This window comes from Streptomyces sp. NPDC059452 (assembly GCF_042750035.1).
Lineage (GTDB): Bacteria > Actinomycetota > Actinomycetes > Streptomycetales > Streptomycetaceae > Streptomyces.
In genome coordinates, this window is sequence record NZ_JBHYVE010000047.1 from 1 (window position 1) to 16010 (window position 16010).

Sequence of the window (16010 nt, forward strand, 5' to 3'; positions counted from 1 at the left end):
TGCCAACGGCGCCCCGATGACAGCCATACCCAGAACCCCTGGGCCCTCCGATCTTACGAATGACCAGAGCGACCACCCTTGAAAGGTAGGACCCCGCCATGACCCAGGGCACCCGGCCGGACACGGCTTCCGAGACTCAGGAGATCCCCGGAACGCACGGGAACCCGCGTGCCCGCACCGCCCAACGGGATGCCGAACAGGGCACCCGTAAGGCCCGGTTGCGGCCCCCGCGGCTGAAGCGCGGAGACCACGTCACCGTCGTCTCGCCGTCCTGGCAGGGCGCGGAGGTGTTCCCGCACCGGGCCGAGCGCGGTATCGCCGACGTGGCGTCCTGGTCCGGGCTGAGGGTCGGCCGTGCAGCGGCGCCCGACGGCCACCGGCCCGGGTCACGGCAGGCCCGCGCCGAACAGTTCAACGCCGCCCTCCGCGACCCCGGAACCCAGGGCGTCCTGTGGATGATCGGCGGCATCGACGCGGCCGGACTCCTCGGCCTGGTCGACTACGACGCGTTCGCCGCCTCGCCCAAGGTCGTCTGCGGCTACTCCGACGCCACCGTCCTGCACCACGCGCTGTACGCCCGCACCGGGGCCACCACCTTCTACGGCCCGGCCGTCCTCTCGGAGTTCGCGGAGGCCGGGGGCACCCCGCAGCTCACCCGCGAGTCCTTCCTCGACCTGACGATGCGAGGCTGGACGGGCACGTTCCCCCGCTCCCCGGAGGTGTACGAGGAGTTCGTGGACTGGGCGGGTGAGGACCGCCCCCGGGTCCCCGAGCCCGCACCCGCGCGTACCGTCCTGCGCCCGGGAACGGCCGAGGGCCCGCTCCTCGCCGGATGCGTGCCCAGCGCCCTCCAACTGCTCGGCACGCCCTGGCTGCCCGACTACCGGGGGCACGTACTCGCCCTGGAGTTCGCCAACGACGACGGCTACGGCCCCGGGCAGGCCGCCCGCGACCTGTGGCAGCTCCGCCATGCCGGTCTGCTCGACGGGATCGAGGGGCTGGTGGTGGGACGGCCCCGGCAGTGGCCGGCGGCCGGCCGGGCCGAGCTCGACCGCGCCCTGCTCGACGTCTGCCACGGTCTCGCCTTCCCCATCGTGACGGAGTTCGAGTTCGGGCACACCGACCCGGTCCTCACGCTGCCGGTGGGCGTGCCCGTATGCCTCGACGGGGACGAGCTGCGGTTGCTGGAACCGGCCGTGAGCTGAGCGGGGCCCGCGCGGGGCAGGACTTGGGTGCGGCCTCCGCGTCGGGCCCGGGCGGGGCAGTGCTTGAGCGTGGCCTCCGCGTCGGGCTCGCTCAGGTCAGGACTTGGGCGTGGCCTCCGCGTCGGACTTCTCCGCGCTCTTGTCCCCGGCCTTGTCCCCGGCCTTGTCCTCGTCCTTTGCCGAGTCCTTGTCCGCGTCCTTCTTGGCAGCCTCGGCCGTGGCGTCGACCTTGGTGACCGCCTCCTTCGCCGCCTTCTGGGCGCCCTTGAGGATGTCCGCCGCGGACGGGGTCTTCGCCCCCGCGTAGCCGGCGCCGTTGTACGTCAGGGTGACGACGACATTGCCCGCGCGGGCCACGACCGTGGCGTACTCGAAGTCCTCGTCCGTCTGGGTGAGGTCGTACGTGATCACGGTGGCCTCGTCGCCGATGCCGGGGGCGGGGGCGGCGGCGACCTTCTTGGCGCCCTCGCTCGCCTTCTCCTTGGCGATCTGCTTCGTGTAGTCCTCGGTGGCGCGCGTGGCGCCGCTGCCCAGGGTCTCGTCCGAGTCGAAGCGGGTGAAGCCGACGGAGAGCCAGCGGTACTGCGAACCCTTGACGCCCTGGTCGGCCAGGCCGTTCCAGGAGCAGCTGCCGCGCACCGAGAGGTCGCTGGAGCGGCCCGCGGTGCCGTTCTTCTTCTTGGCCTCGGGCACCAGGTCCTGGACCGTCTTCTTCGCGATCGAGGAGCACGCGTCGGGCAGATCGGTGTACTTCGCCGGTTCGACCGCGGGCTTTGTCGGCTCGGCGGCGGCGGTGGCGGACGAGGAGGAGCCCGCGTTCTTCTCGGCGTCGGAGCCGGAGTCCGACGAGCAGCCGACGGCTACGAGCATCACCGGAACGGCGGCACAGGCGAGGATGCGGGACAGTCGCGGAGCTGATCGGTGCATGGTTCCTTCACTCGGATGGCGCGGAGGTCTCGGTCGTCTTCCGGAGAGCCACGTTACGACGGGCGGCGGACGGGTGGCGCCCCGGCCGAGGTCCCGGACGGGCCGGGCACGGACCGCCGGGGCCCGCGAACCCGCCCCTACTCACTGATCACCTCGGCCAGCTTCCGGGCCAGTGCCTGGGCCTTGTCCTGCAGTTCCTTGCTGTCGGGCACCTTGGTCACGAGGGCCGGCTGCTCGCCGTACCGGACGGTGACGATCACGTTCGATGTGCGGAATACCACGCTCACCGTGCGGTGCTGTGCGGTGGAGCCCGCCCGGGTGAGGACATCGTTCAGGAACGCGGCATCCCCGAGCCTGTCGAGCACGCGCGGCCGGAGGTCGTCGTCCTCGCCGTCCGGGGTGGCGGAGGCGTCGGAGGAGGCGTCGGCGGGGGACGAGGGGGCTGTCGAACCCTTGTCGTCACCCGGCTTTCCGGAGGCCTTCTCCTCGTCCGCCTCTCCGCTCTCCGCGCCCTTCTCGGCGTCCGGGCCGGGGGTGGGCGCCGACAGGTCGACCGCGTTCTCCTTCTTCACGTACACGGCACGGGCGCGGTCGTCGTCGCTCACGGCGGGGTCGTACGACACGACGCGTTCGAAGTCGATCGAGAGGTTGCGCGTGGAGTCCGGAGCGTCGGACTTCCAGGTGCAGCCCACCTTCCGGTCCGTGTCGTACGTGACGCTCGCCGTCCCCCGGAGCGCCTTCCTCTGCTGTGGCTGGGCCAGCTCCGCGACCCCCGGCAGCAGGTCCTTCAGCGTGGTGCCCGGTACGGCGCGGCAGGGCGCGGGCAGGGTCATGTACTTGCCCGGGGGCGCGGTGGTCACCGTCGGGCTGCCCGGCTTGCTGTCGGCGCCGTTCGCGCTGCTGTCGGAGCCGGCACTGCAGCCGACGGCGAGCGCGGCGAGGAGCGCGACGCCGGGTACGTACGCCATGTGTCGCACCGTCCCAGGCTCCCTTCGGTACGAAAATCCGGTTGCCGCCAGGAGGCGGCCGATGGACACAATGTGTATCGCACGCGCCGCTGTGAATGCCGGTCGGCCGACTTGTTTGCCGACCTTGGCACCGGTTTTGCGCTTTCAGTCTTTTCGGGGGAATCTCGGGGGAATCGAGGAGTTATGTCGTACGTAGAGGTACCGGGGGCGAAGGTCCCCATCCGGATGTGGGCCGATCCGGCGTCGGTCGAGGACGTGGCGATGCAGCAGCTGCGGAACGTGTCCACGCTGCCCTGGATCAAGGGTCTCGCCGTCATGCCGGACGTCCACTTCGGCAAGGGGGCCACGGTCGGTTCGGTGATCGCGATGCACGGTGCGGTCTGCCCGGCCGCGGTGGGGGTCGACATCGGCTGCGGAATGTCCGCGGTCAAGACGTCCCTGACCGCAAACGATCTTCCCGGCGACCTGTCACGGCTCCGCTCCAAGATTGAGCAGGCCATTCCGGTGGGCTGGGGGATGCACGACGACATCGTGGACCCGGGGAGGCTGCACGGGTTCCCGACGGCCGGGTGGGACGACTTCTGGGGGCGGTTCGACGGGATCGCGGAAGCGGTCAAATTCCGTCAGGAGCGTGCCACGAAGCAGATGGGAACGCTCGGATCCGGGAATCATTTTATCGAGTTCTGTCTCGATGAGACCGGTTCTGTCTGGTTGATGCTGCACTCCGGTTCGCGGAACATCGGCAAGGAGCTGGCCGACTTCCACATCGGCCAGGCGCAGAAGCTGCCGCACAACCAGGGCCTGATCGACCGGGACCTGGCGGTGTTCATCGCGGACACCCCGCAGATGGCGGCGTACCGCAACGACCTCTTCTGGGCGCAGGAGTACGCGAAGTTCAACCGCGCGATCATGATGGGGCTCTTCCAGGACGTGGTCCGCAAGGAGTTCAAGAAGGCGCGGGTCACCTTCGAGCCGGTCATCTCCTGCCACCACAACTACGTGGCGGAGGAGCGGTACGAGGGCATGGACCTGCTGGTCACCCGTAAGGGGGCGATCCGGGCCGGCTCCGGGGACTACGGGATCATCCCGGGCTCCATGGGCACCGGCTCGTACATCGTCAGGGGTCTTGGCAACGAGAAGTCCTTCAACTCGGCGTCGCACGGAGCGGGCCGGCGGATGAGCCGGAACGCCGCGAAGAAGCGCTTCTCGACCAAGGACCTGGAGGAGCAGACGCAGGGCGTGGAGTGCCGCAAGGACTCCGGGGTGGTGGACGAGATCCCCGGCGCGTACAAGCCGATCGAGCAGGTCATCGACCAGCAGCGGGATCTGGTCGAGGTCGTCGCGAAGCTCAAGCAGGTGGTGTGTGTGAAGGGCTGAGGCCCCGGCGCCCCAGCCGCTCCCGCCGCCGTCCGGTCCACCGCATCCGCTACAGGGTGCGGTGGACCTTCGTGTTGGAGGCCTGGGCCCGGGGGCGGACCACCAGGAGGTCGATGTTGACGTGGCTGGGGCGGGTGACGGCCCAGCCGATCGTGTCGGCCACGTCCTCGGCGGTCAGGGGGGCGTCCACGCCCGCGTAGACCTTGGCGGCCTTCTCGGTGTCGCCGCGGAAGCGGGTGGTGGCGAACTCGTCGGTCTTGACCATGCCGGGGGCCACCTCGATGACGCGGACCGGGGTGCCGACGATCTCCAGGCGCAGGGTCTCGGCCAGGACGTGTTCGCCGTGCTTGGCGGCCACGTAGCCGCCGCCGCCCTCGTAGGAGGAGAGCGCGGCGGTGGAGGAGAGGATCACGATCGTGCCGTCGCCGCTCGCGGTGAGGGCGGGGAGCAGGGCCTGGGTGACGTTGAGGGTGCCAATGACGTTCGTCTCGTACATCTGCCGCCAGTCGGCGGGGTCGCCGGTCGCCACCGGGTCGGCGCCCAGTGCGCCGCCCGCGTTGTTGACGAGGAGGGCCAGGGAGCGGAACGCGGTGGCGAACTCGTCGACGGCCGCGCGGTCGGTCACGTCCAGGGCGTACGCCGTCGCCTCGTGGCCCGCCTCGGTGATCTCGGCGGCGAGCGCCTCGATCCGGTCCTTGCGGCGCGCGGTGAGCACGACCCGGAATCCGGCCGCGGCGAGCGTACGGGCGGTCGCGGCGCCGATGCCGCTGCTCGCGCCGGTGACGACGGCGATGGGGGTGGCGGGCATGGCGATCTCCTCGGGCAGTTGACCGGTGACGGGGAAAGGATAGGCAGTCGGCGCCCGTCCGGTCCGGGCCGGGCCGAGTTGTCTCTATGGGGGTCGTGCGTGGCCTTCGTGGGCTGTGCGGGTGGGTAAGAGCGCGTCGAATCCGTCTTTTAATAGGGTTATTCGGTGGGATCGGTATCTTCCGGGCATGGGACTGACGCGTAGAGGACTGCTGATGCCGCTGTCCGCCGTCGCGGCGATGGCGGCGGCGATGACCGTACTGGTGGGGGGTGTGGTGCCGGCCTCGGGAGCACCTGTGAGGGTCGGTGAGGGGGCTGGGATCGCTGCCGCCCCCGTGCCCGAGGCTGCTCCCGTGCCCGAGGCCGCCCCCGTTGCCGAGGCCGCCCCCGTGCCCGAGGCCGATCTCTCTCATCATGGGCATGTCTCCCTCTGGGGCGACCGCGTCGCGGTCCGCATCCGGAGCGAGAACCGGGGGCCCTCCGACGTGCCCGCCTCGACCGTGCGGCTGCGCTTCTCCGAGCCCCTCGCCGCGCGGCAGGAGCTGCCGTACGGCTGTCTCCGGAGCGCCGGGGCCACCGTGCTCTGCGAGACGGGCGGGCTGCGCTCAGGTGGCGGGGCCCGGCACACCGCGCTGGACCTGAGGCTGGCGGACAGCCCCGACGAGGTCGTCGTACGGCTCGACACCGTATGGAACGGCGGGGCGCGGGACACGGACCCCAAGAACAACGCGCACGAGGTGCTCGCGCCCGCCACGGGGGACGCTTACGCCTTCTGAGCCGGTGATCGGTGATCATGGTGAGGTGATCGTCGAACGCGCGTATGCCCATGTGGACGTCCCCGACCCCGGGGAGTGGCCCTGGTCGGTGCCGTGCGTGCGGCAGTTCCTCGCCGAGGGGCTGCGGTTCCGGGCGCCGGTGACCTTCCTGGTGGGCGAGAACGGCTCGGGGAAGTCCACGCTGGTGGAGGCCCTGGCGGAGGGGTTCGGGCTGGACTCGTACGGCGGTTCGCTCGACTGGAAGTACGCCACCTCGCGCGGGAAGTCCGTCCTCGGCGAGCGCGTCCGCTTCGACGCCGCGCCCCGGGGACGGCGCATGGCCTACAGCCGGTCCGCGCGCAAGGGGTTCTTCCTGCGCGCGGAGACCGCCCTGGACGCCCTGGAGCGGGAGAACCTGGGGCCGGACGCCCTCAGCCACGGGGAGGGGTTCCTCGCGGCCTTCCGGGAGAAGTTCGTGGTGCCGGGGCTGTACGTCATGGATGAGCCGGAGGCCGCGCTCTCCTTCGGATCCTGCCTCGAACTCCTCGGGCACATCGACCAGTTGGTGAAGGCGGGCGGTCAGGTGGTGTGCGCCACCCACTCGCCGCTGCTCACCGCGCTGCCGGGCGCCGACATCGTGCAGGTGGGGGAGGGCGGCATGGAGCGGGTGCGGTGGGCGGACCTGGCGCTGGTCGACCACTGGCGGCGCTACCTGGCCGATCCGCAGGCGTACCTCCGTCACGTCCTGGGGTGAGGCTCGCGCTGCCTTCTTACGCTGCGGTGTTGCCCTCTATGTCACCGCGTCGCCCTTACGCTGCCGCGTTGCCGAACTCCCGTACCGCGTCGGAGACGATCGTCTCCAGGTGGCCGTGGTGCGCGCCCCTCCAGTACACCCGGGCGCACTCCGTGCACTGCGCGAACACGTCGTACGCCTGTTGCGTGCCGTGCTCCAGCTGATCGCTCACCGCGTCCTTGTCGGCCGCCGCGAGCGTGCCGTTGCAGGCGGTGCAGCGGGTCCACGGGGCGAGGGCCGGGGCGAAGCGGCCGAGGACGTCGCGGAGCTGCTCCTGGGGGCGGTCGCTGTAGACGTACGCCCCCGCCCAGATCTCCCGGCGGCGCAGCAGCCCGCGGTCCCGGGAGAGCAGGACGCGCCGCTCCCGCGCGGAGAGGGCGGCGAGCGCGGGGTCGCCGATGTCCTCGCTCTCGTACGCCGCGTCCACGCCCAGGAGCCGCAACCTGCGGGCCAGCGTGCCGAGATGGACGTCCAGGAGGAAGCGCAGGGGTGCGCCGGGGACCTGCTGGGGGCGCTCGACCGCCCGGACCTCGATGTGTTCGCCCGGCCCCGGCACATGCGAGCGGGCCGCCGGGGCGCCGTCCACCAGGAGTGCCCCGGCCTCGGTGAGCGGGACGCCGAGGGACTCGATGACATGGCCGAGAGTGGAGGCGCCGTCGGTGGTGAGGGGCGTGGGGCCCCGGCGGCGGTCGTGGGGGACGAAGAGCCGCAGCTCAGGGGCTACTTCGAGGGTGATCTCGGGTCCGTTCACCCGGCCAGGATGCCACCGGGGAGGGGCGGGCGGCCAGGGATTTGGGCGCCTGCTCCCGCGCTGCCGGGCGCGCCCGCTGTCACGCTTCCGGGCGCGTCCGCTGCCACGTTCCCGGGCGTGTCCGCTGTCACGCTTCCGGCCGCGTCCGCTGTCACGCTGTCACGCTTTCGGGCTCAAGGCGACGGGGCGAGCGCCGTCGGGGGTACGCCCACCGTCGCGGTGAAGTCCCGTACCAGGTGGGCCTGGTCGCTGTAGCCGAGGTCGGCAGCCAGCCGCGCCCAGTCCACGGCCGGGTCCGACTCGGCGCGCTCCAGCGCCTCGTGGATGCGGTAGCGGAGGATGACCCACTTGGGGCCGACCCCGACGTACGCGGAGAAGAGCCGTTGCAGCGTACGGGCGGAGAGCCCCGCGTCCCGGGCGAGCCGGCCGACCCGGCGCACCGAGCGGTCCGTACGCACCCGGTCGACCAGCTCCATCGCGAGCACGGCCTGCGGGTCGGGGCGCGGCTCCAGGGCGAGCAGGCAGGCGTCCAGCGCGGCGACCCGGGCGTCCTCGTCGTCCGGGTCCAGGACCGCGTGGACGTCCGGCGGGGTACGCAGCACCTCGGCGGCGGCGATCCGGTGGCCGGTCAGGTCGCTCAGGGCGTGCTCCGGCGCGAACGGGCGGAATCCGCCGGGCCGGAACTGCACCCCGCAGACCCGGCCGCGCCCCGTCAGCTTCTGGGTGAAGAGCCCGGGGGCGATGCCCGCCACCTCGGCGTACCCGGCTCTCTCCGCGGCGCTCTCCCCGGCCTCGTACCGCTGGAGCACGAGGTTGACCGACGGGTGCGGGACGACGTGGGCGGCGTACGGCGTGGCGAGGTCCCAGTCGATGAGCCAGTAGTGCTCCAGGTACGGGCGCAGCGCGGGGGCGGGCTCGCGGCGGCGGAAGCGTACGCGCGTGAACAGGTCCGGGGCGTCGACGATGCCCCGGGTGTCGCGGCGGGGTCCGGCGGCCATGAAATCGATCCTAGGCCCGCGTCGACCCGGATGCCTGTCGCGTTTCTTCAAGACGCGGGCGGTCCGGGGCGGGAGGGTGGGGGCATGACGCAGAAGATCAGTGAACTGCTGGAAGCCGCCGCGGACCGGGCCCTGCCCGTCGTGCGGGGGATCGACGACGGGCGGCTGGGCGACCCCACGCCGTGTGCCGAGTACGACGTACGGGCGCTGCTGAACCACCTGTTCCTGGTGGTCGTGAACTTCCAGGCGCTCGCGGCCCGTAAGGAGGCGGACTTCAGCCAGGAGCCGGATTTCGTGGCGGACGGGAACTGGCGGGAGAGGTTCGGGGAGGAGACCGCCCGGCTGGTGGCCGCTTGGGACGCGCCCGGCGCCGAGGAGGGCACGGCCGGTCAGATGGGGCTGCCTGCCCGGACCGTGGGGCTGATGGTGCTGGGCGATCTGACCGTGCACCCGTGGGACCTGGCGCGGGCGACGGGCGCGGAGTTCGTCCCGGACCCGGCGGTGGTCGAGGAGGTGTCGCCCGCGCTGACGGCCATGGCGCCGCAGGGCCGGGAGCTGAAGGTGTTCGGCGAGCCGTTCCCGGTGGGGCCCGGCGCTACGGCTTTTGAACGGCTTCTGGGTGTGACGGGGCGCGATCCGGGGTGGCGTCCGGCCGGGGGGTGAGGGGCGCGGACCGGGTGACGGCGGCGGGGGAGGGAGTGGACGGCGGGTCGTAGAGGGGGCCGAGCGCGGCGTACGCGTCGTCGACGATCTCCTGGGCCAGGAGCAGCATGTCCTGTTCGGCGAGACGGGCCGCCCGGTGGGTGTACGGGGACGGCGGGGCCGGGTGCCTGCGGCGCCACCAGCAGTCGCAGGCCGCGTAGATGCCGCCGCCGAAGACGAGGACGGGGATGGAGAGAGCCAGCAGTACATCGCCCACGGCGGACCTCCTTGAGGGTCGTTGTCCTCTGCATCGGCGGGTCGGGCAGGTGAGCTGAAGATCAGACTTCAGCCATTTATTGGCGCGATTCGACCGAATGGGTGCGCATGGGTGCGGGTGTGTGAGTGGTTCGAGTGGGTGTACGTCAGCGGGGGCGGGTGTACGTCACCGGGGCGCTCTCCTGGCCCAGTGCCAGTCTCCACAGCCGCCGCCAGTCCATGGGGGCCTTCGGCCGGGGTACGCCGGGGCGGTGGCGCGGTACCCGTACGCGCAGGGCCCGGGGCCGGATCGTGCACCGTACGGGTGTCGGCAGGGTCAGTGACTCGCCGTCGACCCCGGCGTCGATCTCGGGCCGGTCCGCGTCGACGACGACCTCCCGGGCGGTCAGGGCGGTGAGGCCGCGCGCGTGCGTCCCGGCGAGCAGTTCGGCCGCCTGTCCGGCGCTGTCGACGTTGATGCCCAGGACGCCGAGGGCGCCCGAGTCCAGGACCTCACGGCGTCCGAGACCGGCGAGGTCGTCCGTCCGGTAGGGGTTGTTGCTGACGAGCACGGCCTGTGGTCCGTCGACGACCGTGTCCCCGGCGCGGACGGACAGCCGGGGGCCGCGTCGGCGGGTCAGTACGTCGGGGAGCGTACGGAGGGTGGTGCCGACCTTGTCGTCGCGGTAGGCGGGGCTCTGCACCACGGCCGCATAGGCGCCGAAGGAGGCGTTGTTGACGAAGGCCCGTTCGCCGACGAAACCGAGGTCGACGAGGAGTTCGACGCCGTCCGTGAGCGCGTCCAGGCTGGTCGAGGGGTCTTCGCGGTCCAGGCCGAGGTCGAGGGCGAAGTGGTTGCGGGTTCCGGCCGGGATCACCAGGAAGGGGACGCCACGGCCGGCCGCGACTCCGGCGACCAGGGCCTGGGTGCCGTCACCGCCCGCGACTCCGAGGAGGTCGGCGCCGTCCTCGACCGCCCGTTCGGCGAGCGCGCCCACGTCCTGCTGGTGGGCCGTGTCCAGCAGGAGGACCTCGGCGCCGAGCGCCTCGGCCTTCTCCTTGAGGCGGAACGTTCCGACCTTTCCTCCGCCCGACCGGGGGTTCATGATCAGGAAGGGGCGCCGGGGCGGAGCCGTCCGCAGCTCCGGAGGGCCGGACCGCTCGGTGTCCGTATCGCTGTCCGTATCGCTGTCCCTGTCCCCGCCTCTGCTCCTGTCTCTGCTGAGTGTTGCTCTGCCGACGTACACCCCGAGTGCCCACAGGGCGAGGGAGACCAGGACGACCCACAGCAGCTCCGCCCATGCGTAGAGCGCCAGTACCGCGAGCGGGGCGGCGGCGGCCAGGGCGAGGGCGAGCGGTCTGCCGATGCCTCGCAGGGTCAGCGCCCACCACAGGCTGGCCGCGGATACGGCCAGTCCTGCGATCCCGGCGCCCAGGAGTGCGAGGCTGCTGAGCCCGGCGAAGACGAGCAGGACCACGATCGCGGCGAGTCCGGCCAGGAGGGCGAGACGGGCGGACCAACGCTGTACGGGGCCAACGCGCGCCCCGGAATCCCTGCGCAAGGGGGGCCTCCTGCCGGTTCGAAGGCGATCCAGCCCGGCGCCGGTTCCAGTCCGGTGCCCGTGCCGGTTCCTGCCCGGTGCCGGGTTCTGCCCGGGCTGCTCATTGCATCACCGGGGGGTGGGTGCCGCATGTCCGGATGTTTCGGATGTCCGGCGGCTTCGCGGCTTTTGGGCCTCACCTTTGGGCCTCACCTTTGGGTCTCCCCGCAGCCTCTCCGTGCGGGCCGCCGTCGGCGTCTCGCCCGTACGGCCCACCTGGGCGGGCCGTTCCGCCCTGGAGCATCCGGAATGGAGACAGGCCGACCCCCTCCCCCGAACCCCGGAGCACGTATGACCAGCCCGCGCGAGCCGTCCGAGCCCGCCGCCGACCCGGGCGTGGGCCGTGCGGTGGCGAGTGGCGGGTCCGGGCGGGCCCCGGCGGCCGCGCGGAGCGTTCTCTCGGCGGTGCTCACGGTGCTCACCTGCCTGCTCGTGCCGGTGGCGCTGCTCACGGTGTGGGTGCACGACATCGCTCTGGACAACGGCCAGTACGTGGAAACGGTCTCGCCGCTGGCCTCGGACCCGGCGATCGAGGAGGCGGCGGCCGCGCGCATCACGCAGGCCGTGGACGTACGGGTGGACGGCGTCGGGGCCGCCGCGGACATCGCCGCATGGCTGCGGTCCCAGGGGCTGCCGTCGCGCGCCGCGGAGGCCGTGGAGGGGCTGGGCCCGCAGCTCGACGCGGCGGTCGACGGCACGGTGGAGAAGGCGGCCACCCGTTTCGTACGGAGCGATCGCTTCGAGCGGGTCTGGACCAACGCCAACCGGCGGGCCCACGCCGCGGTCGTGCACGCGCTGACCGGTGAGGGCCGGGGAGCCGTGGGCGTGGACGGGGGGACCGTCACGCTGGATGTCGGCGAGGCCGTCGAGCAGGTCAAGCGGGAGCTGGTGGACGCCGGGCTGTCCCCGGCGGCCAGGATCCCCGAGGTCGACAAGCAGCTGGTGCTCCTCCACTCCGACCAGCTGGGGAAGATCCGTACGGGAGCCCGCCTCCTGGACACGATCGGGAACTGGCTTCCCGTACTCGTCGTGGTGATCGGCGCGGTCGGCGTGCTGCTGGCCCGTCGCCGCCGCCGCGCCCTGGCCCGTACGGCCCTGGGGGCGGCGCTCGCCTGTCTGGTCGTGGCCGTCGTCCTGGCGGTCGCCCGGCGCTTCTACCTGGACCATCTCCCGTCCCGGGTCCAGTCGGAGGCCGCCGCCGCTGCCGTCTTCGACACCCTGACGCACTTCCTGAGGGCGGGCCTGCGCACGGCGATCGTGCTGGGCCTGGTCATCGCGCTCGGCGCCTACCTGATCGGGCCCGGGCGGCTGCCGCGCGCTGTGCGGAGCACCTCCGAGCGCGCCGCGGACTCCGTGGCGCGGTGGGCGTACGACCACGAGATCCGCACCGGCCGGGTCGGCACCTGGACCCAGGCCCACCGGCGGTGGGCCGTCCTGGCCGCGCTGCTGGTGGTGACCCTGGTCTTCGCGCTCCACAACCGTCCGACGGCCGGGACGGTTCTGCTGCTGGTCGTCGTCCTGGTCGCGGTGACGGCGCTGCTCGCGCTCCTCGCCGCGAGCGGCCGCGCGACCACCGCAGCAGCCACCGACGCCACCACCACCGACGCCACCACCACCACCGCTGCCGCCGCCGAGAGGGCGGCGCGGCGGCCGGAGGGCGGCGGGTGAAACGGGCCGCCTTGCCTCAGGCCCAGAACATCAGGGCCCGGACCAGGCAGTTCTCAGGGCGGGACCGGACAGCACCTCAGGGCCAGACCAGGCAGTACGCCTGGTGCCCCGCGTCATGCAGCCGGTGCGAGAAGTCCTGCCACTCGTGGAGCAGCTGGTAGACGTTGAACGCGTCGCGCGGGCCGCCGCGGTCGGGGACCGTGGACCAGATGAAGGCCGCCGCGCCGACGGATTCCTCGCCGACGCCGCGCAGCGGGTCGACGACGGTCATGGGGAGCTTGACCACCGCGTAGTCGGGGTGGAGGACGACCAGCTCCAGCGGAGGGACCTTGTGCAGGGGTATGCCCTGGATGCCGGTCAGGACCATGGCGGCCACCGTCTCCGGCTTGATCTTGGTGAACATGCCGCCCATGCCCAGCTCGTCGCCGCCCAGCTCCTCCGGGCGCATCGAAATGGGCACACGTGCCGCGGTGGCCCCGTCCGGGGCACCGAAGTACTTGTAGGTCACCCCCATTCCGCCACTGCTCCTGCTCCCGGGGGGCGGCGTGCTCTCCGCGCCCCTGCCCTGTGCGCGCTCGGCCCTGCGCCGGTGCCGCCCTCGCCGGGCAGGCTCGGGCCCCAGGTCGTCGGTCCCTTCGCCCACTCCGCCACCGCGATGCATATCTCATCCACCCGACTACTTCTTAGGAGACACAGCCCCCGCCGCGCAACCCGATCATCGTGTCAGTGACCTCCCCCGCGGGCGTGCGGTGAAACACCTGTCCGCGAGACCGTCCGTGCCTCTGACACCATGCATGTGTGAGCTTTCCCTATGTCGCCCCAGTTTCGCAGACGTGAGGGTGCCGACGCTCTTTCGTGATACGAGGGGACCGCGCTCCCTGCTCACCGGTGGCCGGGATTACCTTGGATTTTCCGGCCCGGCCTCCCGATACCCGAATCGCAGATCAGGACCAAAGTGGCGTATTCATACGAAGCCCCAGTTTCGCAGTCGCTGTTCGACCGGGCGTCCGTCGTGACGCCCGGCGGCGTGAACTCACCCGTGCGTGCCTTCCGGGCCGTGGGCGGTACGCCCCGGTTCATGGTGTCCGGCACCGGTCCGTACCTCACCGACGCCGACGGCCGGGAGTACGTCGACCTCGTCTGCTCATGGGGGCCGATGATTCTCGGCCACTCCCACCCCGAGGTCATTGCCGCCGTCCAGGAAGCGGTCTCCCGGGGCACGTCCTTCGGTACGCCGGGTGAGGGCGAGGTCGCGCTGGCCGAGGAGATCGTGGCGCGGATCGAGCCGGTCGAGCAGGTCCGTCTGGTCTCCTCCGGCACCGAGGCGACGATGTCGGCGATCCGGCTGGCGCGCGGATTCACCGGCCGGGCCAAGGTCGTGAAGTTCGCAGGCTGCTACCACGGGCACGTGGACGCCCTGCTCGCCGCGGCCGGGTCCGGGCTCGCCACCTTCGGCCTCCCCGACACGCCCGGTGTCACGGGCGCCACGGCCGGGGACACCGTCGTCCTGCCGTACAACGACCTGGACGCGGTACGGGCCGCCTTCGCCGCGCACCCCGGCGAGATCGCCTGCGTGATCACCGAGGCCTCGCCCGGCAACATGGGCGTCGTCCCGCCCGCCGACGGCTTCAACGCCGGGCTCAAGGAGCTCTGCGCGGCGCAGGGCGCCCTGTACATCTCCGACGAGGTCATGACGGGCTTCCGTACGTCGAAGGCCGGCTGGTACGGCGTCGACGGCGTCCGCCCCGACCTGATGACCTTCGGCAAGGTCATGGGCGGTGGCTTCCCCGCCGCGGCCTTCGGCGGCCGCGCCGACGTGATGGCCCACCTCGCCCCGGCCGGGCCGGTCTACCAGGCGGGCACCCTCTCCGGGAACCCGGTCGCCACCGCCGCCGGCCTCGCCCAGCTGCGGCTGCTCGACGACGCGGCGTACGCGAAGATCGACGCGGTCTCCGCCGAACTGCGCACCCTTGTGGGCGACGCGTTCACCAAGGAAGGCGTCGCGCACACCGTCTCCTCGGCGAGCAACATGTTCTCGGTCTTCTTCACGGACCAGCCGGTCCGGAACTACGACGACGCCAAGAAGCAGGAGGCGTTCCGTTTCACCGCCTTCTTCCACTCGATGCTGGAGCAGGGCGTCTACCTGCCGCCCTCCGCCTTCGAGTCCTGGTTCGTCTCCACCGCCCACGACGAGCGGGCGATCGAGCGCGTCGCCGCCGCCCTGCCCGCCGCCGCCCGTGCCGCATCGGAGGCCACCGCATGAGCAGCGAGAACGGAAGCCGCGAGGCCGGAAGCGGTGTGCACGGCAGCCGCAAGGACATCACCGTGGTGCACCTGATGCGCCACGGCGAGGTGCACAACCCGGACGGTGTCCTGTACGGGCGCCGCCCCGGCTACCACCTCTCCGAGCTGGGCCGGCAGATGGCCGACCGGGTCGCCGACCACCTGGAGAAGCGCGACATCACCCATGTCGTCGCCTCCCCGCTGGAGCGCGCCCAGGAGACGGCCGCGCCCGTCGCCAAGGCGCACGGCCTGGACCTGGCCACCGACGGCCGGCTCATCGAGGCCGCCAACGTCTTCGAGGGCAAGACCTTCGGCGTCGGCGACGGGGCGCTGCGCAAGCCGGACAACTGGAAGCACCTGACCAACCCGTTCAAGCCGTCCTGGGGTGAGCCGTACATCGAGCAGGTCGTCCGCATGATGGGGGCGCTGGACGCCGCCAAGGACGCGGCGCGCGGGCACGAGGCGGTCTGCGTCAGCCACCAGCTGCCGATCTGGATCGTCCGCTCCTTCGTGGAGCGCCGCAGGCTCTGGCACGACCCGCGCAAGCGGCAGTGCACGCTGGCCTCGCTGACCAGCTTCACGTACCAGGGCGACAAGATCGTCTCGGTCGGCTACTCGGAGCCGGCCCGCGACCTGGTGCCTGTACACCTGCTGGCCGGGGCCAAGCCGGTGAAGGGGAAGTCGAAGGCGTTCGGCGCGTAAGCCCTCCGTACGTGCCGTGAACACACGGGACGTACGGGCCGTGAACATACGGGACCGACTGCTGCCGCGGTCGGTCCCGTTCTCGTAGGCGGGGCCGTATCCCGTGTGTGGCGGTGCCGTGTCCCGTGGGCGGCCGCCGTCCCCTAAAAGAGAAGTGCCGGTGCGTTAGATTAGGTTAGGCTAAGCTAAGTTAGCTGCGAGAACGGTGGAGCGATGACGCTTACTGCCCTGACCAACGCCCCCGACCCCAGACCGGCACCGCGGTCCGGCCCGGTGAG

The 16010-nt window shown here is 71.9% G+C and carries 16 protein-coding genes; 8 read left to right on the forward strand and 8 right to left on the reverse strand.

Annotation, left to right across the window (positions count from 1 at the left end; genetic code table 11):
- The first annotated feature begins 98 nt into the window (after positions 1 to 98).
- Entirely contained in the window at positions 99 to 1205 is a 1107-nt protein-coding gene (locus ACFW9Z_RS34615) for an LD-carboxypeptidase (RefSeq protein WP_384647356.1), read from the forward strand.
- 96 nt (positions 1206 to 1301) lie between these two features.
- On the opposite strand, the gene ACFW9Z_RS34620 is transcribed toward ACFW9Z_RS34615, so the two are convergent.
- Both ACFW9Z_RS34620 and ACFW9Z_RS34625 read right to left on the reverse strand, forming a co-directional pair.
- On the reverse strand, positions 1302 to 2132 hold the full coding sequence (locus ACFW9Z_RS34620) for a DUF3558 domain-containing protein (protein WP_384647358.1): 831 nt from the start codon (positions 2130 to 2132) through the stop codon (positions 1302 to 1304).
- 137 nt (positions 2133 to 2269) lie between these two features.
- Positions 2270 to 3100 (reverse strand): DUF3558 domain-containing protein, encoded by an 831-nt coding sequence (locus ACFW9Z_RS34625; RefSeq protein ID WP_384647361.1) that lies wholly within the window; start codon positions 3098 to 3100, stop codon positions 2270 to 2272.
- A gap of 183 nt (positions 3101 to 3283) precedes the next feature.
- Between ACFW9Z_RS34625 and ACFW9Z_RS34630 the strand changes: the two genes are divergently transcribed.
- Entirely contained in the window at positions 3284 to 4477 is a 1194-nt protein-coding gene (locus ACFW9Z_RS34630; protein ID WP_384647364.1) for an RtcB family protein, read from the forward strand.
- A gap of 49 nt (positions 4478 to 4526) precedes the next feature.
- On the opposite strand, the gene ACFW9Z_RS34635 is transcribed toward ACFW9Z_RS34630, so the two are convergent.
- Positions 4527 to 5285, reverse strand: a complete 759-nt coding sequence (locus tag ACFW9Z_RS34635) for an SDR family NAD(P)-dependent oxidoreductase (protein WP_384647367.1) — start codon at positions 5283 to 5285, stop codon at positions 4527 to 4529.
- A gap of 214 nt (positions 5286 to 5499) precedes the next feature.
- Here ACFW9Z_RS34635 and ACFW9Z_RS34640 point away from each other — a divergent pair, with 214 nt between their 5' ends.
- Entirely contained in the window at positions 5500 to 6060 is a 561-nt protein-coding gene (locus ACFW9Z_RS34640) for a hypothetical protein (protein WP_384647427.1), read from the forward strand.
- Between the two features lie 25 nt (positions 6061 to 6085).
- Positions 6086 to 6793, forward strand: a complete 708-nt coding sequence (locus ACFW9Z_RS34645) for an AAA family ATPase (RefSeq protein ID WP_384647369.1) — start codon at positions 6086 to 6088, stop codon at positions 6791 to 6793.
- Between the two features lie 55 nt (positions 6794 to 6848).
- On the opposite strand, the gene ACFW9Z_RS34650 is transcribed toward ACFW9Z_RS34645, so the two are convergent.
- Together ACFW9Z_RS34650 and ACFW9Z_RS34655 are read right to left on the reverse strand one after the other, a co-directional pair.
- Positions 6849 to 7583, reverse strand: a complete 735-nt coding sequence (locus ACFW9Z_RS34650; RefSeq protein WP_384647371.1) for a Mut7-C RNAse domain-containing protein — start codon at positions 7581 to 7583, stop codon at positions 6849 to 6851.
- 173 nt (positions 7584 to 7756) lie between these two features.
- Positions 7757 to 8581 (reverse strand): DUF6597 domain-containing transcriptional factor, encoded by an 825-nt coding sequence (locus ACFW9Z_RS34655; protein WP_384647373.1) that lies wholly within the window; start codon positions 8579 to 8581, stop codon positions 7757 to 7759.
- 84 nt (positions 8582 to 8665) lie between these two features.
- Between ACFW9Z_RS34655 and ACFW9Z_RS34660 the strand changes: the two genes are divergently transcribed.
- A complete protein-coding gene (locus tag ACFW9Z_RS34660) occupies positions 8666 to 9244 on the forward strand; it encodes a TIGR03086 family metal-binding protein (protein ID WP_384647376.1) in 579 nt (192 codons plus the stop codon).
- On the opposite strand, the gene ACFW9Z_RS34665 is transcribed toward ACFW9Z_RS34660, so the two are convergent.
- Together ACFW9Z_RS34665 and ACFW9Z_RS34670 are read right to left on the reverse strand one after the other, a co-directional pair.
- Entirely contained in the window at positions 9177 to 9500 is a 324-nt protein-coding gene (locus ACFW9Z_RS34665; protein ID WP_384647378.1) for a hypothetical protein, read from the reverse strand. The two genes, ACFW9Z_RS34660 and ACFW9Z_RS34665, sit on opposite strands and share 68 nt — an antisense overlap.
- A 145-nt stretch (positions 9501 to 9645) precedes the next feature.
- On the reverse strand, positions 9646 to 11040 hold the full coding sequence (locus tag ACFW9Z_RS34670; RefSeq protein ID WP_384647380.1) for a diacylglycerol/lipid kinase family protein: 1395 nt from the start codon (positions 11038 to 11040) through the stop codon (positions 9646 to 9648).
- Positions 11041 to 11370: 330 nt separating this feature from the next.
- Here ACFW9Z_RS34670 and ACFW9Z_RS34675 point away from each other — a divergent pair, with 330 nt between their 5' ends.
- Positions 11371 to 12747 carry a hypothetical protein gene (locus ACFW9Z_RS34675; protein ID WP_384647383.1) on the forward strand — a complete coding sequence of 459 codons (1377 nt, stop codon included), beginning with the start codon at positions 11371 to 11373 and terminating at the stop codon, positions 12745 to 12747.
- A 76-nt stretch (positions 12748 to 12823) separates the two neighbouring features.
- On the opposite strand, the gene ACFW9Z_RS34680 is transcribed toward ACFW9Z_RS34675, so the two are convergent.
- The gene (locus tag ACFW9Z_RS34680) at positions 12824 to 13261 is read right to left on the reverse strand and encodes a hypothetical protein (RefSeq protein ID WP_003968390.1); all 438 of its coding nucleotides are present in this window, start codon (positions 13259 to 13261) and stop codon (positions 12824 to 12826) included.
- 477 nt (positions 13262 to 13738) lie between these two features.
- Here ACFW9Z_RS34680 and hemL point away from each other — a divergent pair, with 477 nt between their 5' ends.
- Positions 13739 to 15010 carry a glutamate-1-semialdehyde 2,1-aminomutase gene (hemL, locus tag ACFW9Z_RS34685; RefSeq protein ID WP_384647429.1) on the forward strand — a complete coding sequence of 424 codons (1272 nt, stop codon included), beginning with the start codon at positions 13739 to 13741 and terminating at the stop codon, positions 15008 to 15010.
- On the forward strand, positions 15007 to 15732 hold the full coding sequence (locus tag ACFW9Z_RS34690) for a histidine phosphatase family protein (RefSeq protein ID WP_384647385.1): 726 nt from the start codon (positions 15007 to 15009) through the stop codon (positions 15730 to 15732). The genes hemL and ACFW9Z_RS34690 overlap by 4 nt, the downstream gene beginning before the upstream one ends.
- The last annotated feature ends 278 nt before the right edge of the window (positions 15733 to 16010 follow it).

Coding starts and splice junctions, on each gene's coding strand:
- ACFW9Z_RS34690 (WP_384647385.1), top strand. CDS start 15,007: ATGAGCAGCGAGAACGGAAGCCGCGAGGCCGGAAGCGGTGTGCACGGC.
- ACFW9Z_RS34620 (WP_384647358.1), bottom strand. CDS start 2,132: ATGCACCGATCAGCTCCGCGACTGTCCCGCATCCTCGCCTGTGCCGCC.
- ACFW9Z_RS34655 (WP_384647373.1), bottom strand. CDS start 8,581: ATGGCCGCCGGACCCCGCCGCGACACCCGGGGCATCGTCGACGCCCCG.
- ACFW9Z_RS34660 (WP_384647376.1), top strand. CDS start 8,666: ATGACGCAGAAGATCAGTGAACTGCTGGAAGCCGCCGCGGACCGGGCC.
- ACFW9Z_RS34680 (WP_003968390.1), bottom strand. CDS start 13,261: ATGGGGGTGACCTACAAGTACTTCGGTGCCCCGGACGGGGCCACCGCG.
- ACFW9Z_RS34630 (WP_384647364.1), top strand. CDS start 3,284: ATGTCGTACGTAGAGGTACCGGGGGCGAAGGTCCCCATCCGGATGTGG.
- ACFW9Z_RS34615 (WP_384647356.1), top strand. CDS start 99: ATGACCCAGGGCACCCGGCCGGACACGGCTTCCGAGACTCAGGAGATC.
- ACFW9Z_RS34675 (WP_384647383.1), top strand. CDS start 11,371: ATGACCAGCCCGCGCGAGCCGTCCGAGCCCGCCGCCGACCCGGGCGTG.
- ACFW9Z_RS34640 (WP_384647427.1), top strand. CDS start 5,500: ATGCCGCTGTCCGCCGTCGCGGCGATGGCGGCGGCGATGACCGTACTG.
- ACFW9Z_RS34625 (WP_384647361.1), bottom strand. CDS start 3,100: ATGGCGTACGTACCCGGCGTCGCGCTCCTCGCCGCGCTCGCCGTCGGC.
- ACFW9Z_RS34635 (WP_384647367.1), bottom strand. CDS start 5,285: ATGCCCGCCACCCCCATCGCCGTCGTCACCGGCGCGAGCAGCGGCATC.